We start from the raw sequence: 14,371 nt of genomic DNA, 5'->3' as shown, positions 1-14,371 counted from the left end.
AAGAAGTAGAAGCATACAAATGGATGCTTTTAGAGGATGTTAAAAATGATATAGAAAAGCAACCAGAGATCTACACTGAATGGTTCAAAATAATATTTAAAGAATCCTACGAAAAAATATCAAAATTTATATAATATGCCAAGGGTAACCGTACATAGAAAAGCTCATTTTAATGCTGCTCACAGATTGTTTAATCCTAAATGGTCAGATGAGAAGAACTATGAAGTTTTTGGAAAATGTAGCAATCCTAATTATCATGGGCATAATTATGAGTTAATTGTTTCTTTAACAGGTGAAGTAGATAAAGAAACAGGGTATGTTTATGATCTTGGAAAGTTAAAAGAATTAATAAAATCAGAAGTAGAAGAAGCTTTTGATCATAAGAACCTAAATGTTGAAGTAGAGGTTTTTAAAGAACTCAATCCAACAGTTGAAAATATATCAATTGTAATTTATAATAAATTACGTGTAAGTATTCCTAAGAATTTAGACTTAGAAATAACGTTATATGAAACCCCTAGAAATTACGTCACTTACAGAGGAGAATAATATATGATAAACCAGTTATTAAGATTTACCCCGATTTTAAAAGAAAAAATCTGGGGAGGAAATAAACTACAAACAATACTTAACAAAGAAACAGATAAGAGTAATATTGGAGAAAGTTGGGAGATTTCCGACGTTGAAGGAGATGTTTCAATAGTAACCAATGGCGATCTAAAAGGGCAAAGTTTAAATGCTCTTATAAAAGAACACAAACAAGGCATTGTAGGAGAAAAGGTTTATCAAATTTTTCAAGATAAATTTCCATTACTTATTAAATTTATTGATGCTAAGAAGAAATTAAGTTTGCAAGTGCATCCTAATGATATTTTAGCACAAAAGAGACACAATTCTCTTGGGAAAACCGAAATGTGGTATATAGTTAATGCTGATAAAAAGGCTAAAATTATTATAGGGTTTTCTGAAGAAACAAATAAAGAATCTTTTCTTCAAACGATTGAATCTGAAAATGAATTAGAGTTACTGAATGTTGATTATGTAAAAAAGGGAGATACTTTTTTAGTGCCAGCAGGAAGAATACATGCAATAGGAAAAGGTGTTTTATTAGCTGAAATTCAAGAAACTTCCGATATTACTTACAGAATTTCTGATTGGAATAGAAGAGATGCTGAAGGAAATAAAAGAGAATTACATTTAGATTTAGCAGTTGATGCAATTGATTATTCAGCAAAATCCAATTATAAAGCTGAGTATATTAAGAAAAAAAATGCACCATCTAATATTGTAGATTGTAAGTATTTTACCACAAACTTTTTACATTTAACAAAAGATTTACCGGTAGATCATTTTGATAAAGATAGTTTTGTAATTTATATGTGTGTAGAAGGTTCAGCTACCTTTGTGTATAACGATAAAAAAGAAACATTAGAAATGGGAGAGACCATTTTAATGCCAGCCTGTTTAAAGAAAATGAACATTGTAACTGATAATGTAAAGCTTTTAGAAGTTTATATAAAGTAAAAACAGACTCAAGGTAAAACCAAGAGTCTGCAAACAAACTAAATCAACTTAACGAGTTAAGAAGCTTTTAAAAGACTGTAACCAAATACAGCTTTACATATAATATTTTGTTGTTTTTCTTCTTTCTTTGATACAGTTATGTTTAAAACAATTTCAGTATCGCTCAATTTTTTGACATTATTTTTTATGATAAGTTTATCATGTAAATAAGCATTTTTAAGAATGTCGAATTCAATGCTTTTAAAATTTAAACGAGAAGTGTTTTTATAAAAACTAAGGGAAGAGTGTAAGCTCGACTCAATTTTATTATATAAAATAGAAGTCTTTAATGTTTTGTTTTTACCAACTTGTTTTTTGCTAACAACAAATTGTGAAGCATTTTTTTGAGGTGCTATATGTGTGTGCATTGTATTATGGGTTTAAGGGTGGAAACTTAGGTTCTCTAAAAAAGTGATTTTGCTTTGAGTTAATTGTTGAATAATACATGCCAATTCGTTTTGTGTTTTTTACTGTGTTCATAATGGTTAAAATTTAAAATGTTACTAAATAAAAAAAGGTGCTTTTTGTAAAAAAGCACCTTTTGTAGTTTTATATGATTTGTCGATTTTTAAAATCGTTTATTATATCTGTTTTGTGAAGTGCTTTTTTTAATATATAAATATTGTTTACGCATACAGTTATTATACGTAATCATGCCGATTGCGTTTAAAATAATCGTATATGTATAAGTAAATAACTTCATAAGAGTACCAAATGTAGTAAAAGTTTTCTGAAAACAAAGAGAATCTAAAAATATTAGTGTTAAAGTTTTATTAGAGCGTGCTTTTTTAATTCTTTTTAAGAAGCATAAAATTGTATCTTTGATGTATATTATAGAAAAGAATTTATGAAGATTATTGCAATGATACCTGCTCGTTATAGTGCGTCTCGTTTTCCAGGTAAATTAATGAAAGATTTAGGAGGTAAACCGGTAATTGTAAGAACCTATGAAGCAGCAGTAGAAGCAAAATTATTTGATGAAGTTTATGTAGTAACTGATTCTGATGTTATTTATAAAACAATAGAAGAAGCGGGAGGAAAAGCAATAATGAGTTTAAAGGAGCATGAATGCGGTTCTGATAGAATTGCAGAAGCTGTAGAAAACTTAGATGTAGATATAGTAGTAAATGTCCAAGGAGATGAACCTTTTATAGATACAATATCATTGTCTAAGTTAATTCAAGCTTTTGAAGAAGATGTTAACGAGGAAATAGATTTAGCATCGTTAAAAGTTGCAATGACCGATATGGAAGCTGTTCAAAACCCTAACAATGTAAAGGTGATTACAGATGTCAATAATTTTGCAATTTATTTTTCAAGAAGTGTTATTCCATATCACAGAGATAAAGAGTTAGAAGTAACTTATTTTAAACATAAAGGAGTTTATGCTTTTAGAAAAAAAGCTTTGATTGATTTTTATCATACACCAATGACTCCAATAGAAGCAGCAGAAAAAATAGAATGCATACGATATTTAGAAGTAGGGAAGAAAATTAAAATGATAGAAACCTCTGTTGAAAGTATTGGAATAGACACCCCAGAAGATTTAGAACAAGCCATAAAGCTAATAGGAAATGAATAATATTAAAGTAATTGCATTTGATGCAGACGATACCCTTTGGGTAAATGAAACTTATTTTCGTGAAGCGGAAAATGAATTTGCAAAAATTCTATCGGACTTTGAGACTGAAAATAAAATTCACCAAGAATTATTTAAGAAAGAAATAGATAATTTAAGAATTTACGGTTATGGAGTAAAAGGCTTTATGTTATCTATGGTTGAATGTGCTTTGGAATTGTCAAATCATAAAATAAGTCAGCAAAAAATAACTCAAATACTTGATATAGGTAAAGATATGTTAGAAAAACCTATTGAGTTATTAGATGGAGTAGAGGAAGTTTTACAACAATTACATGGAAACTATAAATTGATTGTAGCTACTAAAGGTGATTTATTAGATCAAGAAAGAAAACTAGAAAAATCTGGAATTTTAAAATATTTTCATCATACTGAAGTAATGAGTGAAAAGAAAAAGCTAGACTATCAAAAGTTGACAAAAAGATTAGATATTAATCCGTCAGAGTTTTTGATGATAGGAAATTCTTTGAAGTCAGATATTTTACCGTTGATTGAAATAGGAGCTTCTGCAATTCATATTCCATTCCATACTACTTGGGCACATGAAGAAGTATCTGAAGAGCAAAAATCAGATAAGTATAAAACAGTAGCTAAAATTTCTGATGTTTTAACGTATTTATAGAATGAAGTATTTAGATATAGAGAACTGGAAACGAAAACAACACTTTGAACATTTTAGAACTTTAGCTGATCCAACTTTTGGACTTGTAGCAGATGTAGAAGTTTCTAAAGCTTATCAATTAGCTAAAGAAAAAGGACAGTCTTTTTTTGTAAAGTATTTACATGCTTGCTTAGTTGCTTTAAATGCAGTTGAAAGTTTTAAATATAGAATAGAAGAAGACGGTAGAGTAGCTATTTATGATGTTATAAATGCCTCGGCAACTATTGCAAGACCAGATAATACCTTTGGTTTTTCTTATATAGAGTTTTCAGAGAATATTAAGGAGTTTACTCGTAATTTTTTAGAAGAGAAAGAAAGAATTATAAATTCAAATAATTTATTTCCGCCAAAATACTCACCAGGATGTATTCATTGTTCGGCATTGCCTTGGGTAAGTTTTTCGAGTCATAAAGAACCTTTTTCAGGAAATAAAAATGATAGTGTTCCGCAGTTAGCTTTTGGAAAAATTAAAAAAGAACATGGTAAAATGTTAATGCCAATTGCAGTAAATGTAAATCATGCATTGATTGATGGATATGATGTAGGACAGTTTTTTGAAAAATTTCAGGCTGAATTAGATAAAATCAACTAATTTTGCAGCAAAATAATAATTATGGCAAGCATAAAAAATTTAAAAAAGGATATAGATTATACATTAGGAGATATTCTTGATATCACTAATTTAGCAGCTCAGTTAAATTCAAATGTAGATTTAGAAAAGTCTGAAGCTATTAGAAATGAAATTTTTGAGGTGTATGATGATTTAATAGCTAAAGTTAATGCTAAAAATGTAGAGAACAAAAAAGCTCATTTTAAAGGTATTAGTGCTGAGTTAGAAACTAAGGCAAACGCTTTATTAGACAAAGTAAATAGCTTATAATTTTATAGTTAATTAAAGTATTTGAAAAGCGAGATTTTAATAAGTCTCGCTTTTTTTTGTAAATTTTAACATACAAGAAGGAATAAAATATTGTAAATTACGTTCTGTTATAAACAACTATTTTATCCCCTTATTATGGCAAGAGCAATGTACGAATACACGAAAACAGTATTAAAGAAAGTAAGTTTTAATACTGATTTATTTTGTAGAGAACTTGAAAAAGCACTTAATAGACTGTTACCTTACGAGATTGAAGAATTGACTATTTGGTTAAAACAGTATACAGCAAATAAACCTGATTTATATGTTTGTTTAGCTTTAGTAAAAAAATAAAATGTTGAATTTATTAAATAAAAAACCGAGCGTAAGCTCGGTTTTTCTTTTGATTTACTTTGTTAGAAGTAAAGTAGTTTTAGAATTATTTTGTTAATCGATGTGAAAACAAAGACGACTAATCTTTCATCAATTTTTTAATCTATTTTACTACTAACCTTATGACACTTCTATAACTGAAAAGTCACAAAAATTATAATTTATTTAGGTATAGGCTTTTTATAATACCATCTGACAATCCAATTTTAGGAACATAAATTTTTCGCGCTCCACTCCATTTCATTGCTGAAAGGTATATTTTAGTTGCAGGAACAATAACGTCGGCCCTATCTGGGTTTAAACTTAATTCAGATATTCTTTCTTTATAGCTCATCTTTTTCAAGAATTGGTATTGAGCATTTAAGTAAATATATGAAATAGGTTTTCCAGCATCTCTACCAGACATTTTAAACAATTTATTAATATTTCCTCCTGAACCTATTAAGGCAATACGTTTATAGTTTTGAGTATTTTCCTCAATCCATTGCTGTACTTTCTTAAAAAGAAGTTTGTTTTCAGATTTTTTATTGTTAATCAATCGAACAGTACCAATTTTAAATGATTTTGAATTGATAATCTTTCCTTTAGAAAATAAAGTAAACTCGGTACTACCACCTCCAACATCTACATATAAATAGGTCGCGTCAGATTCTATTAATTCATTTAAATCAGTAGAGAATATAATTGCGGCTTCTTTTTTTCCGTCAATAATATCAATTTCTACATCTGTTTTTTCTAAAATGGTTTTGGCTACTTCATCTCCGTTTTCTGCTTCTCTCATTGCTGAGGTTGCACAAGCCTTGTATCTTTCAACTCCATGTACTTTCATAATTAATTTGAAAGCTTCCATGGCATCAATCATCCTACTAGTATTTTCTTCTGAAATAGCTCCAGAAACAAAAGAATCTGCACCCAAACGGATAGGAACACGAACTAAAGAAGATTTTTTAAATAAGGGTTCTTTATTTTTTTGTTCTATAACATTGGCAACTAAGAGTCTTACTGCATTAGATCCTATATCTATAGCGCCATATTTTTTTATTTTCAAAATATATAATTTTATCTATGATTCTTTGGAAACTCAACTAAGGTAGTAACACCTTTCTTAATGTTTTTCCAATGTTTTTCATTAAATTGAATACCAATAACTCCACAGGTTGCTACATGCGCTATTGGTTTGTCACCAAATTTATTAACAAAACTGTTAATACCATGGTCGTGACTGAATATTATAGCACTATTAAAACTATCGTCTAGTGCTTTAACGGTTTTTACTAAATAGCCATCACTAAAACTATACAATTGTCGTTTAATTTGCAAGTTTGAAAGTGGGTAGCCAAAGTTTTCACAAAAGATTACTGCGGTATGAAGAGCCCTGTTTGCACTACTTGAAACAAAAACATCTGGTTTATTTATCTCTTCAGAAAGATATTTAGATAATAGATGTGCATCATTAATACCACGCTCTTTTAGAGGCCTGTCAATGTCTGCTACACTGTCATATTTCCAAGAAGACTTGGCGTGACGAACGATATAAAGTGTTTTCATTTAATTTAATAAAAGCTTTGTAAATATAAAACTATGGGGCTAAACGTTCAAGTTTCCAAGAAAAATCTTTTTGCAAGGTATATCGAATGCGATCGTGCATTCTATTGGGGCGTCCTTGCCAAAATTCTATAGAAACAGGTTTTACCATAAATCCTCCCCAATGTGGAGGACGTGTAATTTCTTTACCTTTAAACCTTTCTTCGGTTTCTTTTAATTTATTATCTAGTTCTTCACGAGAAGCTACTACTTCACTTTGATTTGAAGCCCAAGCTCCTAATTTACTACCATCTGGTCTTGATTCAAAATAACCGTCCGATAAGTTCTCTGCTAGTTTTTCTGCTTTTCCTTTTATAATTATTTGCTGCTCTAAACCTGCCCAGAAAAACGATAAGCATACATTATTGTTTTTTACTATTGCCTTTCCTTTCTCTGAATTGTAATTGGTATAGAATACAAAGCCTTCCCAAGTATATTTTTTTAATAATACAACTCTGTTTTTAGGAAAACCGTCCAATCCTAATGATGAAATGGTCATAGCATTGGCTTCATCTACCATTTCTGATTCATCTGCTACAAAAAACCAATCTCTAAATAGTTCAATTGGGTTTTCTGGACAATGTTCTTTTAACAATTCCTTTTTTTCGTATGATTTTCTATAATCGCTTAAATCGTGTGACATTATAAATTTTTATACTGTGTAAAAGTACGATTTTATATAGTGTTAGTGGCTTTTTCGTTTGTGAAATTTAGCAAGATTTGGAAAATAGAAAGCAAGAAATGTCAAGTTTGAAACATAAAGTGTGAGTTAGTTTTGTGCAAGAAAAACAGTTCGTCAATATAATTATACAGTTGGGTATTGTTTTTTACTTTAAAAATTAAAAAGAGCGCAGTTTTGTCCTATCAAATAACAAAACAATGAAACAACTATTATTTATTTTAGCTTTATTTATTCAGTGCAGCATATTTGCTCAAACTACTATTTCTGGAAATGTAGTAGATGAAAAAGGTGTTCCAATTGAAGGAGCAAATGTATATTTAGATGGTACGTATGATGGTACTTCTACTGATACTGAAGGAAACTTTTCTTTTAAAACTTCTGAAAAGGGTACTCAAGTTTTAACCATTTCTTTTATTTCTTTTGAAACCTTTATCAAAACTGCTGATGTAACACAACTAAAAAATGTAAAAGTCAAATTAAGAGAAGACGTTAATACTTTAGATGCTGTTAACATCAATGCAGGAACTTTTGAAGCAGGAGATAATGCTAAAGTTACTGCCTTAAAACCTTTGGATATTGTAACCACAGCTAGTGCTTTGGGTGATTTCGTAGGTGCTTTACAAACGCTTCCTGGTACTTCTGCTAATGAAGAAGATGGGCGTTTATTTGTTCGTGGTGGTGATGCTAATGAGGCTCAAATTTTTGTTGATGGTATTCGTGTGTTTACTCCATATGCTCCTTCAGCAAGAAACATTCCTACTCGTGGTCGTTTTTCTCCTTTCTTATTTAAAGGAATTAATTTTTCTACTGGTGGTTACTCTGCTGAATATGGTCAAGCTTTATCGAGTGTACTATTATTAAATACAAATGATGAGGCTTTAGAAGAAAAAACTGATTTGTCTTTTATGACTGTTGGTTTAGGCGTTGGGAATACTCAAATTTTCGGAAAGAACTCTTTAAGTGTTAATGCTTCTTATATTAATCTAGCTCCATATCAAAACTTATTTCCTGACAGAAATAAATGGAACAGACCTGTTCAAGCTTTAAGTGGAGAAGCTGTGTATCGATTTAAGTTTGAAGATGAGTCGATATTAAAATTATATGGTGCTTTTAGTTATACTGATTTTGATATGATTCAGGATGATATTAACTATGTTGATGGTTTTCGTTTTGGCTTAAGAAATAGAAATCTATACTTTAATTCTTCGTATAAAAACAGTTTTGGGAATGGATGGAAAATTAGAACTGGTTTCAGTTTTACTAATGATCATTCTGATATCAATGTTTTAGATGATAAAGTTATTGATGAAGAAAACTCTGCTCATATGAAAGTTGCTTTGCAAAAACGTTTTTCTAACAGATTTAAATTAAACTTTGGTGCTGAGTATTTTATTACAGACTTTGCTGAAGATTTCAGAGGAGCTACTAGCGGAAACTTTAACTATGGATTTGATAATAATATTGTTGCCACTTATGCTGAAGCTGATATCTTCTTTTCTAAAAAGTTAGGTTCTAAGATTGGGGTTCGTGGTGAGTATTCTGAATTGTTAAATGAGTTTACGGTTTCTCCAAGAGTATCGTTAGCCTATAAGTCTGGTGAAAGTTCTCAATTCTCTTTAGCATATGGTCGTTTCTATCAGAATCCTAAAAATGATTATTTAAAGTTTAATACCAATTTTAAAGCTGAAAATACTTCTCATTTTATTGCGAACTTTCAGTATGTGAAAAATAAACAGATTTTTAGAATTGATGGTTATTACAAAAAGTATAATGATTTAGTGAAGTACGATACGAATTTTGCATTACCAACATCTAATTATTCTAACTTGGGTGAAGGTTATGCTAAGGGGATTGATGTGTTTTGGAGAGATAATAAAAATATTAAGAATACCGACTATTGGATTTCGTACTCTTTTTTAGATACTGAAAGAGATTATAAGAATTATCCTACCAAGGCAACTCCTAATTTTGCTTCTTCACATAATGTTTCTGTAGTTGCTAAACATTGGATTGCCGATTGGAAAAGTCAAGTTGGATTTAGTTACAACTTTGCTTCTGGTAGAACTTATACGAACCCTAATGAACCTGGTTTCTTAAATAATAAAACAAAGAACTATAATTCGGTAAGTGTAAACTGGGCATATTTATTGAGTCAACAAAAAATTCTGTATTTTTCTGTAAACAATGTTTTAGGTACTCAAAATGTTTTTGGATATAATTATAAAAATACGCCTAATGTTAACGGAACTTTTGATAGACAAGCTATTACTCCAAATGCTGATACCTTTTTCTTTGTTGGATTTTTCTGGACAATAAGTGATAATAAAAAAGATAATCAATTAAATAATTTATAAGTTTTACAGTTCAGTAATATAATTTAACAACTCAGAATAATTTATTGTTTCATACTAAAGAAGTTATTGATATTTGAACACACAATTAAAAACCAATACTATGCAAAGAATCATTTTATTAACCGTGCTAATTTTTGGAGGAATGTTAAGTACTCTAGCACAAGATAATCACACGATAACTATTGATTTCACAGGAATGAAATCTGATAAAGGAAGTTTGTTTGTAGCCTTATACAATTCTAAAGATTCTTTTTTAAAGAATGGTTATAAAGGGGAAATTGTTAAGATTAACGAAAAGAAAGCCACTGTACAATTCAAAGATGTTCCTTCTGGTACTTACGCTGTTTCTTGTTTTCACGATGAAAATGATAACAAAAAAATGGATACTAATTTTATTGGTATTCCTAAAGAACCTATAGGGATTTCTAACGATGCCAAAGGGTTTATGGGGCCTCCAAAATACAAGGATGCTAAGTTTGAAGTAAACAAAGACATAACACTATCAATTAACGTAAAATAATAAAACATGAAAAAAGTAATTACAATAATCATATTGGTTTTCGCTACTAATATGTTCGCACAAAGTCAATATGAAAAAGGAATGACCAAAGCTTTTGATCTTTGGGAAAATAAAAAGACTGCTGAAGCTTCTCAATTATTTGAAAGAATTGCAAAAGCTGAAAAAAATAATTGGTTGCCTCCATACTATGCAGCTACCATTGAAATTTTAGGAAGTTTTCAAATTAAAGAAGAAGCTAAGTTAATTGCTAAGCTTACAAAAGCTCAAGAGTTTTTAGACATGGCAAAAGCTGTTTCTCCTAACAATCCTGAGATTTTAATTACTCAAGCATTTTTAAATGTCGGCTACATGGCTTTTGATGGAAAAAAATATGGAATGACTAAGTCTATGGCAAATGCTAGTTTATATGCTAAGGCTTTTGAGTTAGCTCCTAATAATCCAAGAGTTGTTTTAAGTAAGGCGGAATCTGATATGGGAGCGGCTCGTTTCTTTGGACAATCGACTGAACCATTTTGTAAAGATGTTAAAAGAGCTATTGAACTTGCTAAGAAAGAAAAAATTAGTCAGAAATTTTACCCAAGGTTTATGATGAAAAGGGCCGAGGGTGTGTTGAAACAATGTGAGAAAAAATAACATAAAGTTCATAATCAAATAGCTATTTTTACAGTCCACAACACAAACTAAAATTAATGGCTTTAAAAGCAGTATTATTTGATATGGACGGTGTTATTGTAGACACTGAGCCTTTACACAAACAAGCATATTTTTTAATGTTCGAAAAAGTAGGGATTGATGTTTCTCAAGATTTATACAATTCTTATACCGGACAATCTACCATTGAAATATGTAAGGATTTAGTCAATAAATTTAACTTATCGTTAGCAGCTACCGAATTGGTGGCTTATAAAAGAGCCTTTTTTAAAGAGCTCTTTTTTTCTGATGATAATGATTTACAATTATTAGATGGCGTTTTCGATTTAATTAAAGATTATTATGATAACAATGTTACCTTAGTTTTAGCTTCTTCAGCTTCTATGGTTACAATCAATAATGTTTTTGATAAATTTGGATTGAACCCTTACTTTAAAGGTAAAATTAGTGGTGCCGATTTAAAGGCTTCTAAGCCTCATCCTGAAATTTTTATAAAAGCTGCTGAAATTGCTGGTTTTGCTAAGGAAGAATGTATAGTTATTGAAGACTCTACCAATGGTATTAGAGCTGCTTATGATGGAGGAATTTTCTGTGTTGCTTATAAAAGCACTCATTCTAAAGGACAAGATTATAGCTTAGCTCAGAAAATTGTTACTAGTTTTTCTGAAATCAAATATGATTTGAGTAAGGAGCTTGTTTAGTTTGCTTCTTGTATAATGTATTCTATCATTTTATGAAATGATGTTGGATCGCTAATCCATTGTGAATAGTCTTTATAGTTTAATTCTTTTAGACTTTTCTCTGGATGTAACTTATGATATATTGTCAAAGCTGCTAGGAAACTTCCAGCTTTTGACGGATGAAAATTGTCAAGGCTATATAGTTTTGACAATTTTTTATTTGTATTGTAGGCTTTCCATACTTTTCCTACAGGAAATAACAAGGCATTGTTTTTCTTTGCTGCTGCTTCATGGTTTTGGATTACTTTATCAAATGTATAGTAATATTGTACCGATGGCCATACCATAAAATATCCTAACTGTACTTGGTGTTTACTTGCTAAGGTTTTCATTTTTGCTCCATCTTCTTCTAACATTCTTTTACCCGCTGTTTGTGATGATGGTCCTTGTTGTATTAGTATATAATCGTATTGTTTCTTGTTAAGTTGTTTTTGCACGTTTCCATCATGTAAGTGATCTATAATTGCATAGTTTGGTAAACATATACTTGTGGTACTTATGGTTGTTCCATTTTGTTTACCTATGTATTCTAATATTTGCGGCATATTATTAGAATAAGTTAAACTATTACCAACAAACATTATTCTTTGTGCGTTTACTGATACTTGTATTAGTATAATGATGAGTACGATTATTCTTTTCAAGACTAACTTTTTTCTAAATTGGACTTGTAACAAAGATAACTGAAAAGAGGAGAATGTGTTTTTCTCCTCTTTTCTGCTTTCTTTTAATCGAGTTTCTTATTTCCAAGTTACTATGTTTTCTAATGTTCTTCTAGACTTTTCTCTTGGTTCATTTTTTCTATATCCAAATGCTACCATGTATGAAAGACCGTACTTTTCTGTGTCTATTCCAAACTTTTCTTTTAATACTTTTTCAGTCTTTTCTTGATGGAATCCTTCTATTGGACAGCTGTCTATTCCTATTAATGCCGATGAGGTCATCATGTTTGCTAATGGAATATAGGTTTGTTTTGATGCCCAATCGAACAAATGTCTGTCTGTATCTAAGTTAAAGTCTCTTTCTTGGAACTCTCTGTAAAACTTAGTGTAGGTTTCCATTACATCTTCTGGAAACTGTTTTACGTCTTTCATCATATGTGTTATGTACTCGCTATTCCATTTGGTCATTGGCGATTTCATGGTTAATCCTAATACATAATGACTTGCTGTATCTAATTTTAAAGGCGCTCCCCATGCTACTGGTTTTAGTAATTCTCTTAATTCTTTGTCTTGTACTACTACAAAATGCCATGGTTCAAAACCGAAAGAGCTTGGTGATAATTGTGCTGTTTTTAAGATGAAATTAAAATCTTCGTCTGTTATTTTTTTTGTGCTATCGAATTCTTTACAAGCATGTCTGTTGTTAAATGCATTGATAATGTTTTCTTTAGTGATATTCATTTGTGTATTTTTTTATACTATAATTATTATAGTAGCAAAATTAAGTATAGTTGTTTATCTTTGCAATAACGGTCAAAAAGGATAGTTTAAATTTTTTGTTTATGCATACGTTTAATGGTACTAAATACCCATGCTGTACTAGCTTAACTATGGGATTGATAGGAGGGAAGTGGAAAACGGTAATTTTATATTACTTAAAAGATAAAACTCTACGTTATAATGAGCTTCGTAAAGAAATGCCTACGGTTACGGAGCGTACTTTGAGTTTGCAATTAAAGAAATTGGAAGAGGATGGTATTATTAAAAGGAAAGTATATGTTTCTAAGCCTCCTTTAAAAGTTGAGTATTCTTTGACTGATTTTGGTAAAACCTTGATTCCTGTAATTGAAGCTATTGCAGATTGGGGTGACTATGTGGTGAATTCTTACCAAAAGTAAATTATTTTCTTAAAAGATAATAAAATAAAAAAACGAACCGAAGTTCGTTTGTGTGATTCATTATAATATTTCACAATAACCTAACCAACAGTTAAATCCTTCATTAGCAAATATTGGATGGTTAGCCCATCTTTTTTTACAATCTAATGCAGTGTTACAAGTTCCCCATCTTCCTCCATGAACTTGTTTTTGTTCTTTTTTACTTAATTCTGTTCCTAAGTTAGAAATGTTTTTTAACATGATATAGTTTTTTAAGTTTCTCAAAACTAGTGCTTTTGGTTTTTGAATCATGATAAAAAACCTTACTTATAGTAAGGTAAATCCTTACTTTTTAAAGTTTTATATGTTTTGGAGAATTATATTATTGATGTGTGGGAGAAGTCTGTTATCAAATATATAAGTTGTTAAAATCTGCAAGCTATCATTTGCATGGATGTTTTATCGGAATATTCTTCTTTCCAATAATGTGGATCATTTACATCCCTATACTTTAAACCTTGTATGGTATACTTTTTTATAAATGGTTTTTTCATAATGATTAAAACTGAATTCTGTTTTGGCCAGCCTTTGCTAATTTCTGCAACTTTATTACCAGTTTTAATTTCTGCTTTTAATAGTGTTTCTATGGAAGGACTTATTTCATATTCTAAAATGGTTTCCATAGAAGGATTTTGATTTGTTTCAAAGTCTTTACTTTTCATTTAGTCTTAGCTTATTTTTTTCTTTAAAGTTACAACTTAAATAAATGTTGTTTATAAAAAGTATTTATTTAATGAAAATATTGTTCTTTTTAAAAGTGAGAGTTTTCTAAATGAGACTGCTAGTTTTATAAATTAGGGTGATAGAATATACAATGGGATTGGCAGTTTCATACTTTAGGACGCT

The 14,371-nt window shown here is 29.8% G+C and carries 20 protein-coding genes and 1 pseudogene; 13 read left to right on the top strand and 8 right to left on the bottom strand.

Annotated elements, in window-relative coordinates:
- The 3 genes and pseudogenes from F7018_RS18870 to F7018_RS16825 form a co-directional block, all read left to right on the top strand.
- Positions 1-134 (top strand): annotated as a pseudogene (locus F7018_RS18870) (isopentenyl-diphosphate Delta-isomerase); the annotation flags it as partial.
- A gap of 1 nt (position 135) precedes the next feature.
- Complete coding sequence (locus F7018_RS16830) at positions 136-549, top strand: 6-pyruvoyl trahydropterin synthase family protein (protein ID WP_150901270.1); 414 nt, start codon at positions 136-138, stop codon at positions 547-549.
- A 3-nt stretch (positions 550-552) separates the two neighbouring features.
- Positions 553-1,524, top strand: coding sequence for a type I phosphomannose isomerase catalytic subunit (locus tag F7018_RS16825; RefSeq protein WP_150901269.1), 972 nt, complete (start codon positions 553-555; stop codon positions 1,522-1,524).
- 56 nt (positions 1,525-1,580) lie between these two features.
- On the opposite strand, the gene F7018_RS16820 is transcribed toward F7018_RS16825, so the two are convergent.
- Positions 1,581-1,931 carry a hypothetical protein gene (locus F7018_RS16820; RefSeq protein WP_150901268.1) on the bottom strand — a complete coding sequence of 117 codons (351 nt, stop codon included), beginning with the start codon at positions 1,929-1,931 and terminating at the stop codon, positions 1,581-1,583.
- 479 nt (positions 1,932-2,410) lie between these two features.
- Between F7018_RS16820 and kdsB the strand changes: the two genes are divergently transcribed.
- The 5 genes from kdsB to F7018_RS16795 all read left to right on the top strand — a co-directional run bounded on the left by kdsB (position 2,411) and on the right by F7018_RS16795 (position 5,076).
- The gene (gene kdsB, locus F7018_RS16815) at positions 2,411-3,145 is read left to right on the top strand and encodes a 3-deoxy-manno-octulosonate cytidylyltransferase (RefSeq protein WP_150901267.1); all 735 of its coding nucleotides are present in this window, start codon (positions 2,411-2,413) and stop codon (positions 3,143-3,145) included.
- Positions 3,138-3,824 (top strand): HAD family hydrolase, encoded by a 687-nt coding sequence (locus F7018_RS16810; protein ID WP_150901266.1) that lies wholly within the window; start codon positions 3,138-3,140, stop codon positions 3,822-3,824. The genes kdsB and F7018_RS16810 overlap by 8 nt, the downstream gene beginning before the upstream one ends.
- Before the next feature lies 1 nt (position 3,825).
- A complete protein-coding gene (locus F7018_RS16805) occupies positions 3,826-4,455 on the top strand; it encodes a CatA-like O-acetyltransferase (RefSeq protein ID WP_150901265.1) in 630 nt (209 codons plus the stop codon).
- A gap of 21 nt (positions 4,456-4,476) precedes the next feature.
- Complete coding sequence (locus F7018_RS16800; RefSeq protein ID WP_150901264.1) at positions 4,477-4,743, top strand: hypothetical protein; 267 nt, start codon at positions 4,477-4,479, stop codon at positions 4,741-4,743.
- Between the two features lie 135 nt (positions 4,744-4,878).
- Positions 4,879-5,076: a hypothetical protein gene (locus F7018_RS16795; protein ID WP_150901263.1), complete on the top strand. Its 198-nt coding sequence runs from the start codon at positions 4,879-4,881 to the stop codon at positions 5,074-5,076.
- A 193-nt stretch (positions 5,077-5,269) separates the two neighbouring features.
- On the opposite strand, the gene F7018_RS16790 is transcribed toward F7018_RS16795, so the two are convergent.
- From F7018_RS16790 to pdxH, 3 genes are read right to left on the bottom strand one after another with little or no spacing between them, the layout of a single operon-like run.
- Positions 5,270-6,166, bottom strand: a complete 897-nt coding sequence (locus tag F7018_RS16790) for a Ppx/GppA phosphatase family protein (protein WP_150901262.1) — start codon at positions 6,164-6,166, stop codon at positions 5,270-5,272.
- 8 nt (positions 6,167-6,174) lie between these two features.
- Positions 6,175-6,663 carry a SixA phosphatase family protein gene (locus F7018_RS16785; protein WP_150901261.1) on the bottom strand — a complete coding sequence of 163 codons (489 nt, stop codon included), beginning with the start codon at positions 6,661-6,663 and terminating at the stop codon, positions 6,175-6,177.
- A 31-nt stretch (positions 6,664-6,694) separates the two neighbouring features.
- Complete coding sequence (gene pdxH / locus F7018_RS16780; RefSeq protein ID WP_150901260.1) at positions 6,695-7,342, bottom strand: pyridoxamine 5'-phosphate oxidase; 648 nt, start codon at positions 7,340-7,342, stop codon at positions 6,695-6,697.
- A gap of 236 nt (positions 7,343-7,578) precedes the next feature.
- Here pdxH and F7018_RS16775 point away from each other — a divergent pair, with 236 nt between their 5' ends.
- The 4 genes from F7018_RS16775 (at position 7,579) to F7018_RS16760 (ending at position 11,607) form a co-directional block, all read left to right on the top strand.
- Positions 7,579-9,735 carry a TonB-dependent receptor gene (locus tag F7018_RS16775; RefSeq protein ID WP_150901259.1) on the top strand — a complete coding sequence of 719 codons (2,157 nt, stop codon included), beginning with the start codon at positions 7,579-7,581 and terminating at the stop codon, positions 9,733-9,735.
- Positions 9,736-9,835: 100 nt separating this feature from the next.
- Complete coding sequence (locus F7018_RS16770) at positions 9,836-10,255, top strand: DUF2141 domain-containing protein (RefSeq protein ID WP_150901258.1); 420 nt, start codon at positions 9,836-9,838, stop codon at positions 10,253-10,255.
- A 6-nt stretch (positions 10,256-10,261) separates the two neighbouring features.
- Entirely contained in the window at positions 10,262-10,888 is a 627-nt protein-coding gene (locus tag F7018_RS16765) for a hypothetical protein (RefSeq protein ID WP_150901257.1), read from the top strand.
- 56 nt (positions 10,889-10,944) lie between these two features.
- Complete coding sequence (locus F7018_RS16760; protein ID WP_150901256.1) at positions 10,945-11,607, top strand: HAD family hydrolase; 663 nt, start codon at positions 10,945-10,947, stop codon at positions 11,605-11,607.
- Here the strand turns inward: F7018_RS16760 and F7018_RS16755 are convergent.
- Together F7018_RS16755 and F7018_RS16750 are read right to left on the bottom strand one after the other, a co-directional pair.
- On the bottom strand, positions 11,604-12,290 hold the full coding sequence (locus F7018_RS16755) for an SGNH/GDSL hydrolase family protein (RefSeq protein ID WP_150901255.1): 687 nt from the start codon (positions 12,288-12,290) through the stop codon (positions 11,604-11,606). The two genes, F7018_RS16760 and F7018_RS16755, sit on opposite strands and share 4 nt — an antisense overlap.
- Before the next feature lie 96 nt (positions 12,291-12,386).
- Entirely contained in the window at positions 12,387-13,049 is a 663-nt protein-coding gene (locus tag F7018_RS16750; protein WP_150901254.1) for an NAD(P)H-dependent oxidoreductase, read from the bottom strand.
- A gap of 101 nt (positions 13,050-13,150) precedes the next feature.
- Here F7018_RS16750 and F7018_RS16745 point away from each other — a divergent pair, with 101 nt between their 5' ends.
- Positions 13,151-13,486 (top strand): winged helix-turn-helix transcriptional regulator, encoded by a 336-nt coding sequence (locus F7018_RS16745; protein WP_150901253.1) that lies wholly within the window; start codon positions 13,151-13,153, stop codon positions 13,484-13,486.
- A gap of 60 nt (positions 13,487-13,546) precedes the next feature.
- Here F7018_RS16745 and F7018_RS16740 read toward each other — a convergent pair whose 3' ends face one another.
- Positions 13,547-13,726, bottom strand: a complete 180-nt coding sequence (locus F7018_RS16740; RefSeq protein ID WP_150901252.1) for a hypothetical protein — start codon at positions 13,724-13,726, stop codon at positions 13,547-13,549.
- 164 nt (positions 13,727-13,890) lie between these two features.
- Positions 13,891-14,187, bottom strand: a complete 297-nt coding sequence (locus F7018_RS16735) for a hypothetical protein (RefSeq protein ID WP_150901251.1) — start codon at positions 14,185-14,187, stop codon at positions 13,891-13,893.
- Positions 14,188-14,371 lie beyond the last annotated feature (184 nt).

This window comes from Tenacibaculum aiptasiae (assembly GCF_008806755.1).
Lineage (GTDB): Bacteria > Bacteroidota > Bacteroidia > Flavobacteriales > Flavobacteriaceae > Polaribacter > Polaribacter aiptasiae.
Note: the sequence above shows the minus strand (reverse complement) of the source record. Positions and strands in the feature narration are given on the sequence as shown.

Excerpts from the sequence above, each read along its gene's own strand:
- F7018_RS16735 (WP_150901251.1), bottom strand. The coding sequence starts at position 14,187 with ATGAAAAGTAAAGACTTTGAAACAAATCAAAATCCTTCTATGGAAACC.
- F7018_RS16805 (WP_150901265.1), top strand. The coding sequence starts at position 3,826 with ATGAAGTATTTAGATATAGAGAACTGGAAACGAAAACAACACTTTGAA.
- F7018_RS16765 (WP_150901257.1), top strand. The coding sequence starts at position 10,262 with ATGAAAAAAGTAATTACAATAATCATATTGGTTTTCGCTACTAATATG.
- F7018_RS16825 (WP_150901269.1), top strand. The coding sequence starts at position 553 with ATGATAAACCAGTTATTAAGATTTACCCCGATTTTAAAAGAAAAAATC.
- F7018_RS16820 (WP_150901268.1), bottom strand. The coding sequence starts at position 1,931 with ATGCACACACATATAGCACCTCAAAAAAATGCTTCACAATTTGTTGTT.
- F7018_RS16785 (WP_150901261.1), bottom strand. The coding sequence starts at position 6,663 with ATGAAAACACTTTATATCGTTCGTCACGCCAAGTCTTCTTGGAAATAT.
- F7018_RS16830 (WP_150901270.1), top strand. The coding sequence starts at position 136 with ATGCCAAGGGTAACCGTACATAGAAAAGCTCATTTTAATGCTGCTCAC.
- pdxH (WP_150901260.1), bottom strand. The coding sequence starts at position 7,342 with ATGTCACACGATTTAAGCGATTATAGAAAATCATACGAAAAAAAGGAA.
- F7018_RS16795 (WP_150901263.1), top strand. The coding sequence starts at position 4,879 with ATGGCAAGAGCAATGTACGAATACACGAAAACAGTATTAAAGAAAGTA.
- F7018_RS16740 (WP_150901252.1), bottom strand. The coding sequence starts at position 13,726 with ATGTTAAAAAACATTTCTAACTTAGGAACAGAATTAAGTAAAAAAGAA.
- F7018_RS16775 (WP_150901259.1), top strand. The coding sequence starts at position 7,579 with ATGAAACAACTATTATTTATTTTAGCTTTATTTATTCAGTGCAGCATA.
- F7018_RS16810 (WP_150901266.1), top strand. The coding sequence starts at position 3,138 with ATGAATAATATTAAAGTAATTGCATTTGATGCAGACGATACCCTTTGG.
- F7018_RS16750 (WP_150901254.1), bottom strand. The coding sequence starts at position 13,049 with ATGAATATCACTAAAGAAAACATTATCAATGCATTTAACAACAGACAT.
- F7018_RS16770 (WP_150901258.1), top strand. The coding sequence starts at position 9,836 with ATGCAAAGAATCATTTTATTAACCGTGCTAATTTTTGGAGGAATGTTA.
- F7018_RS16800 (WP_150901264.1), top strand. The coding sequence starts at position 4,477 with ATGGCAAGCATAAAAAATTTAAAAAAGGATATAGATTATACATTAGGA.
- F7018_RS16745 (WP_150901253.1), top strand. The coding sequence starts at position 13,151 with ATGCATACGTTTAATGGTACTAAATACCCATGCTGTACTAGCTTAACT.
- F7018_RS16760 (WP_150901256.1), top strand. The coding sequence starts at position 10,945 with ATGGCTTTAAAAGCAGTATTATTTGATATGGACGGTGTTATTGTAGAC.
- kdsB (WP_150901267.1), top strand. The coding sequence starts at position 2,411 with ATGAAGATTATTGCAATGATACCTGCTCGTTATAGTGCGTCTCGTTTT.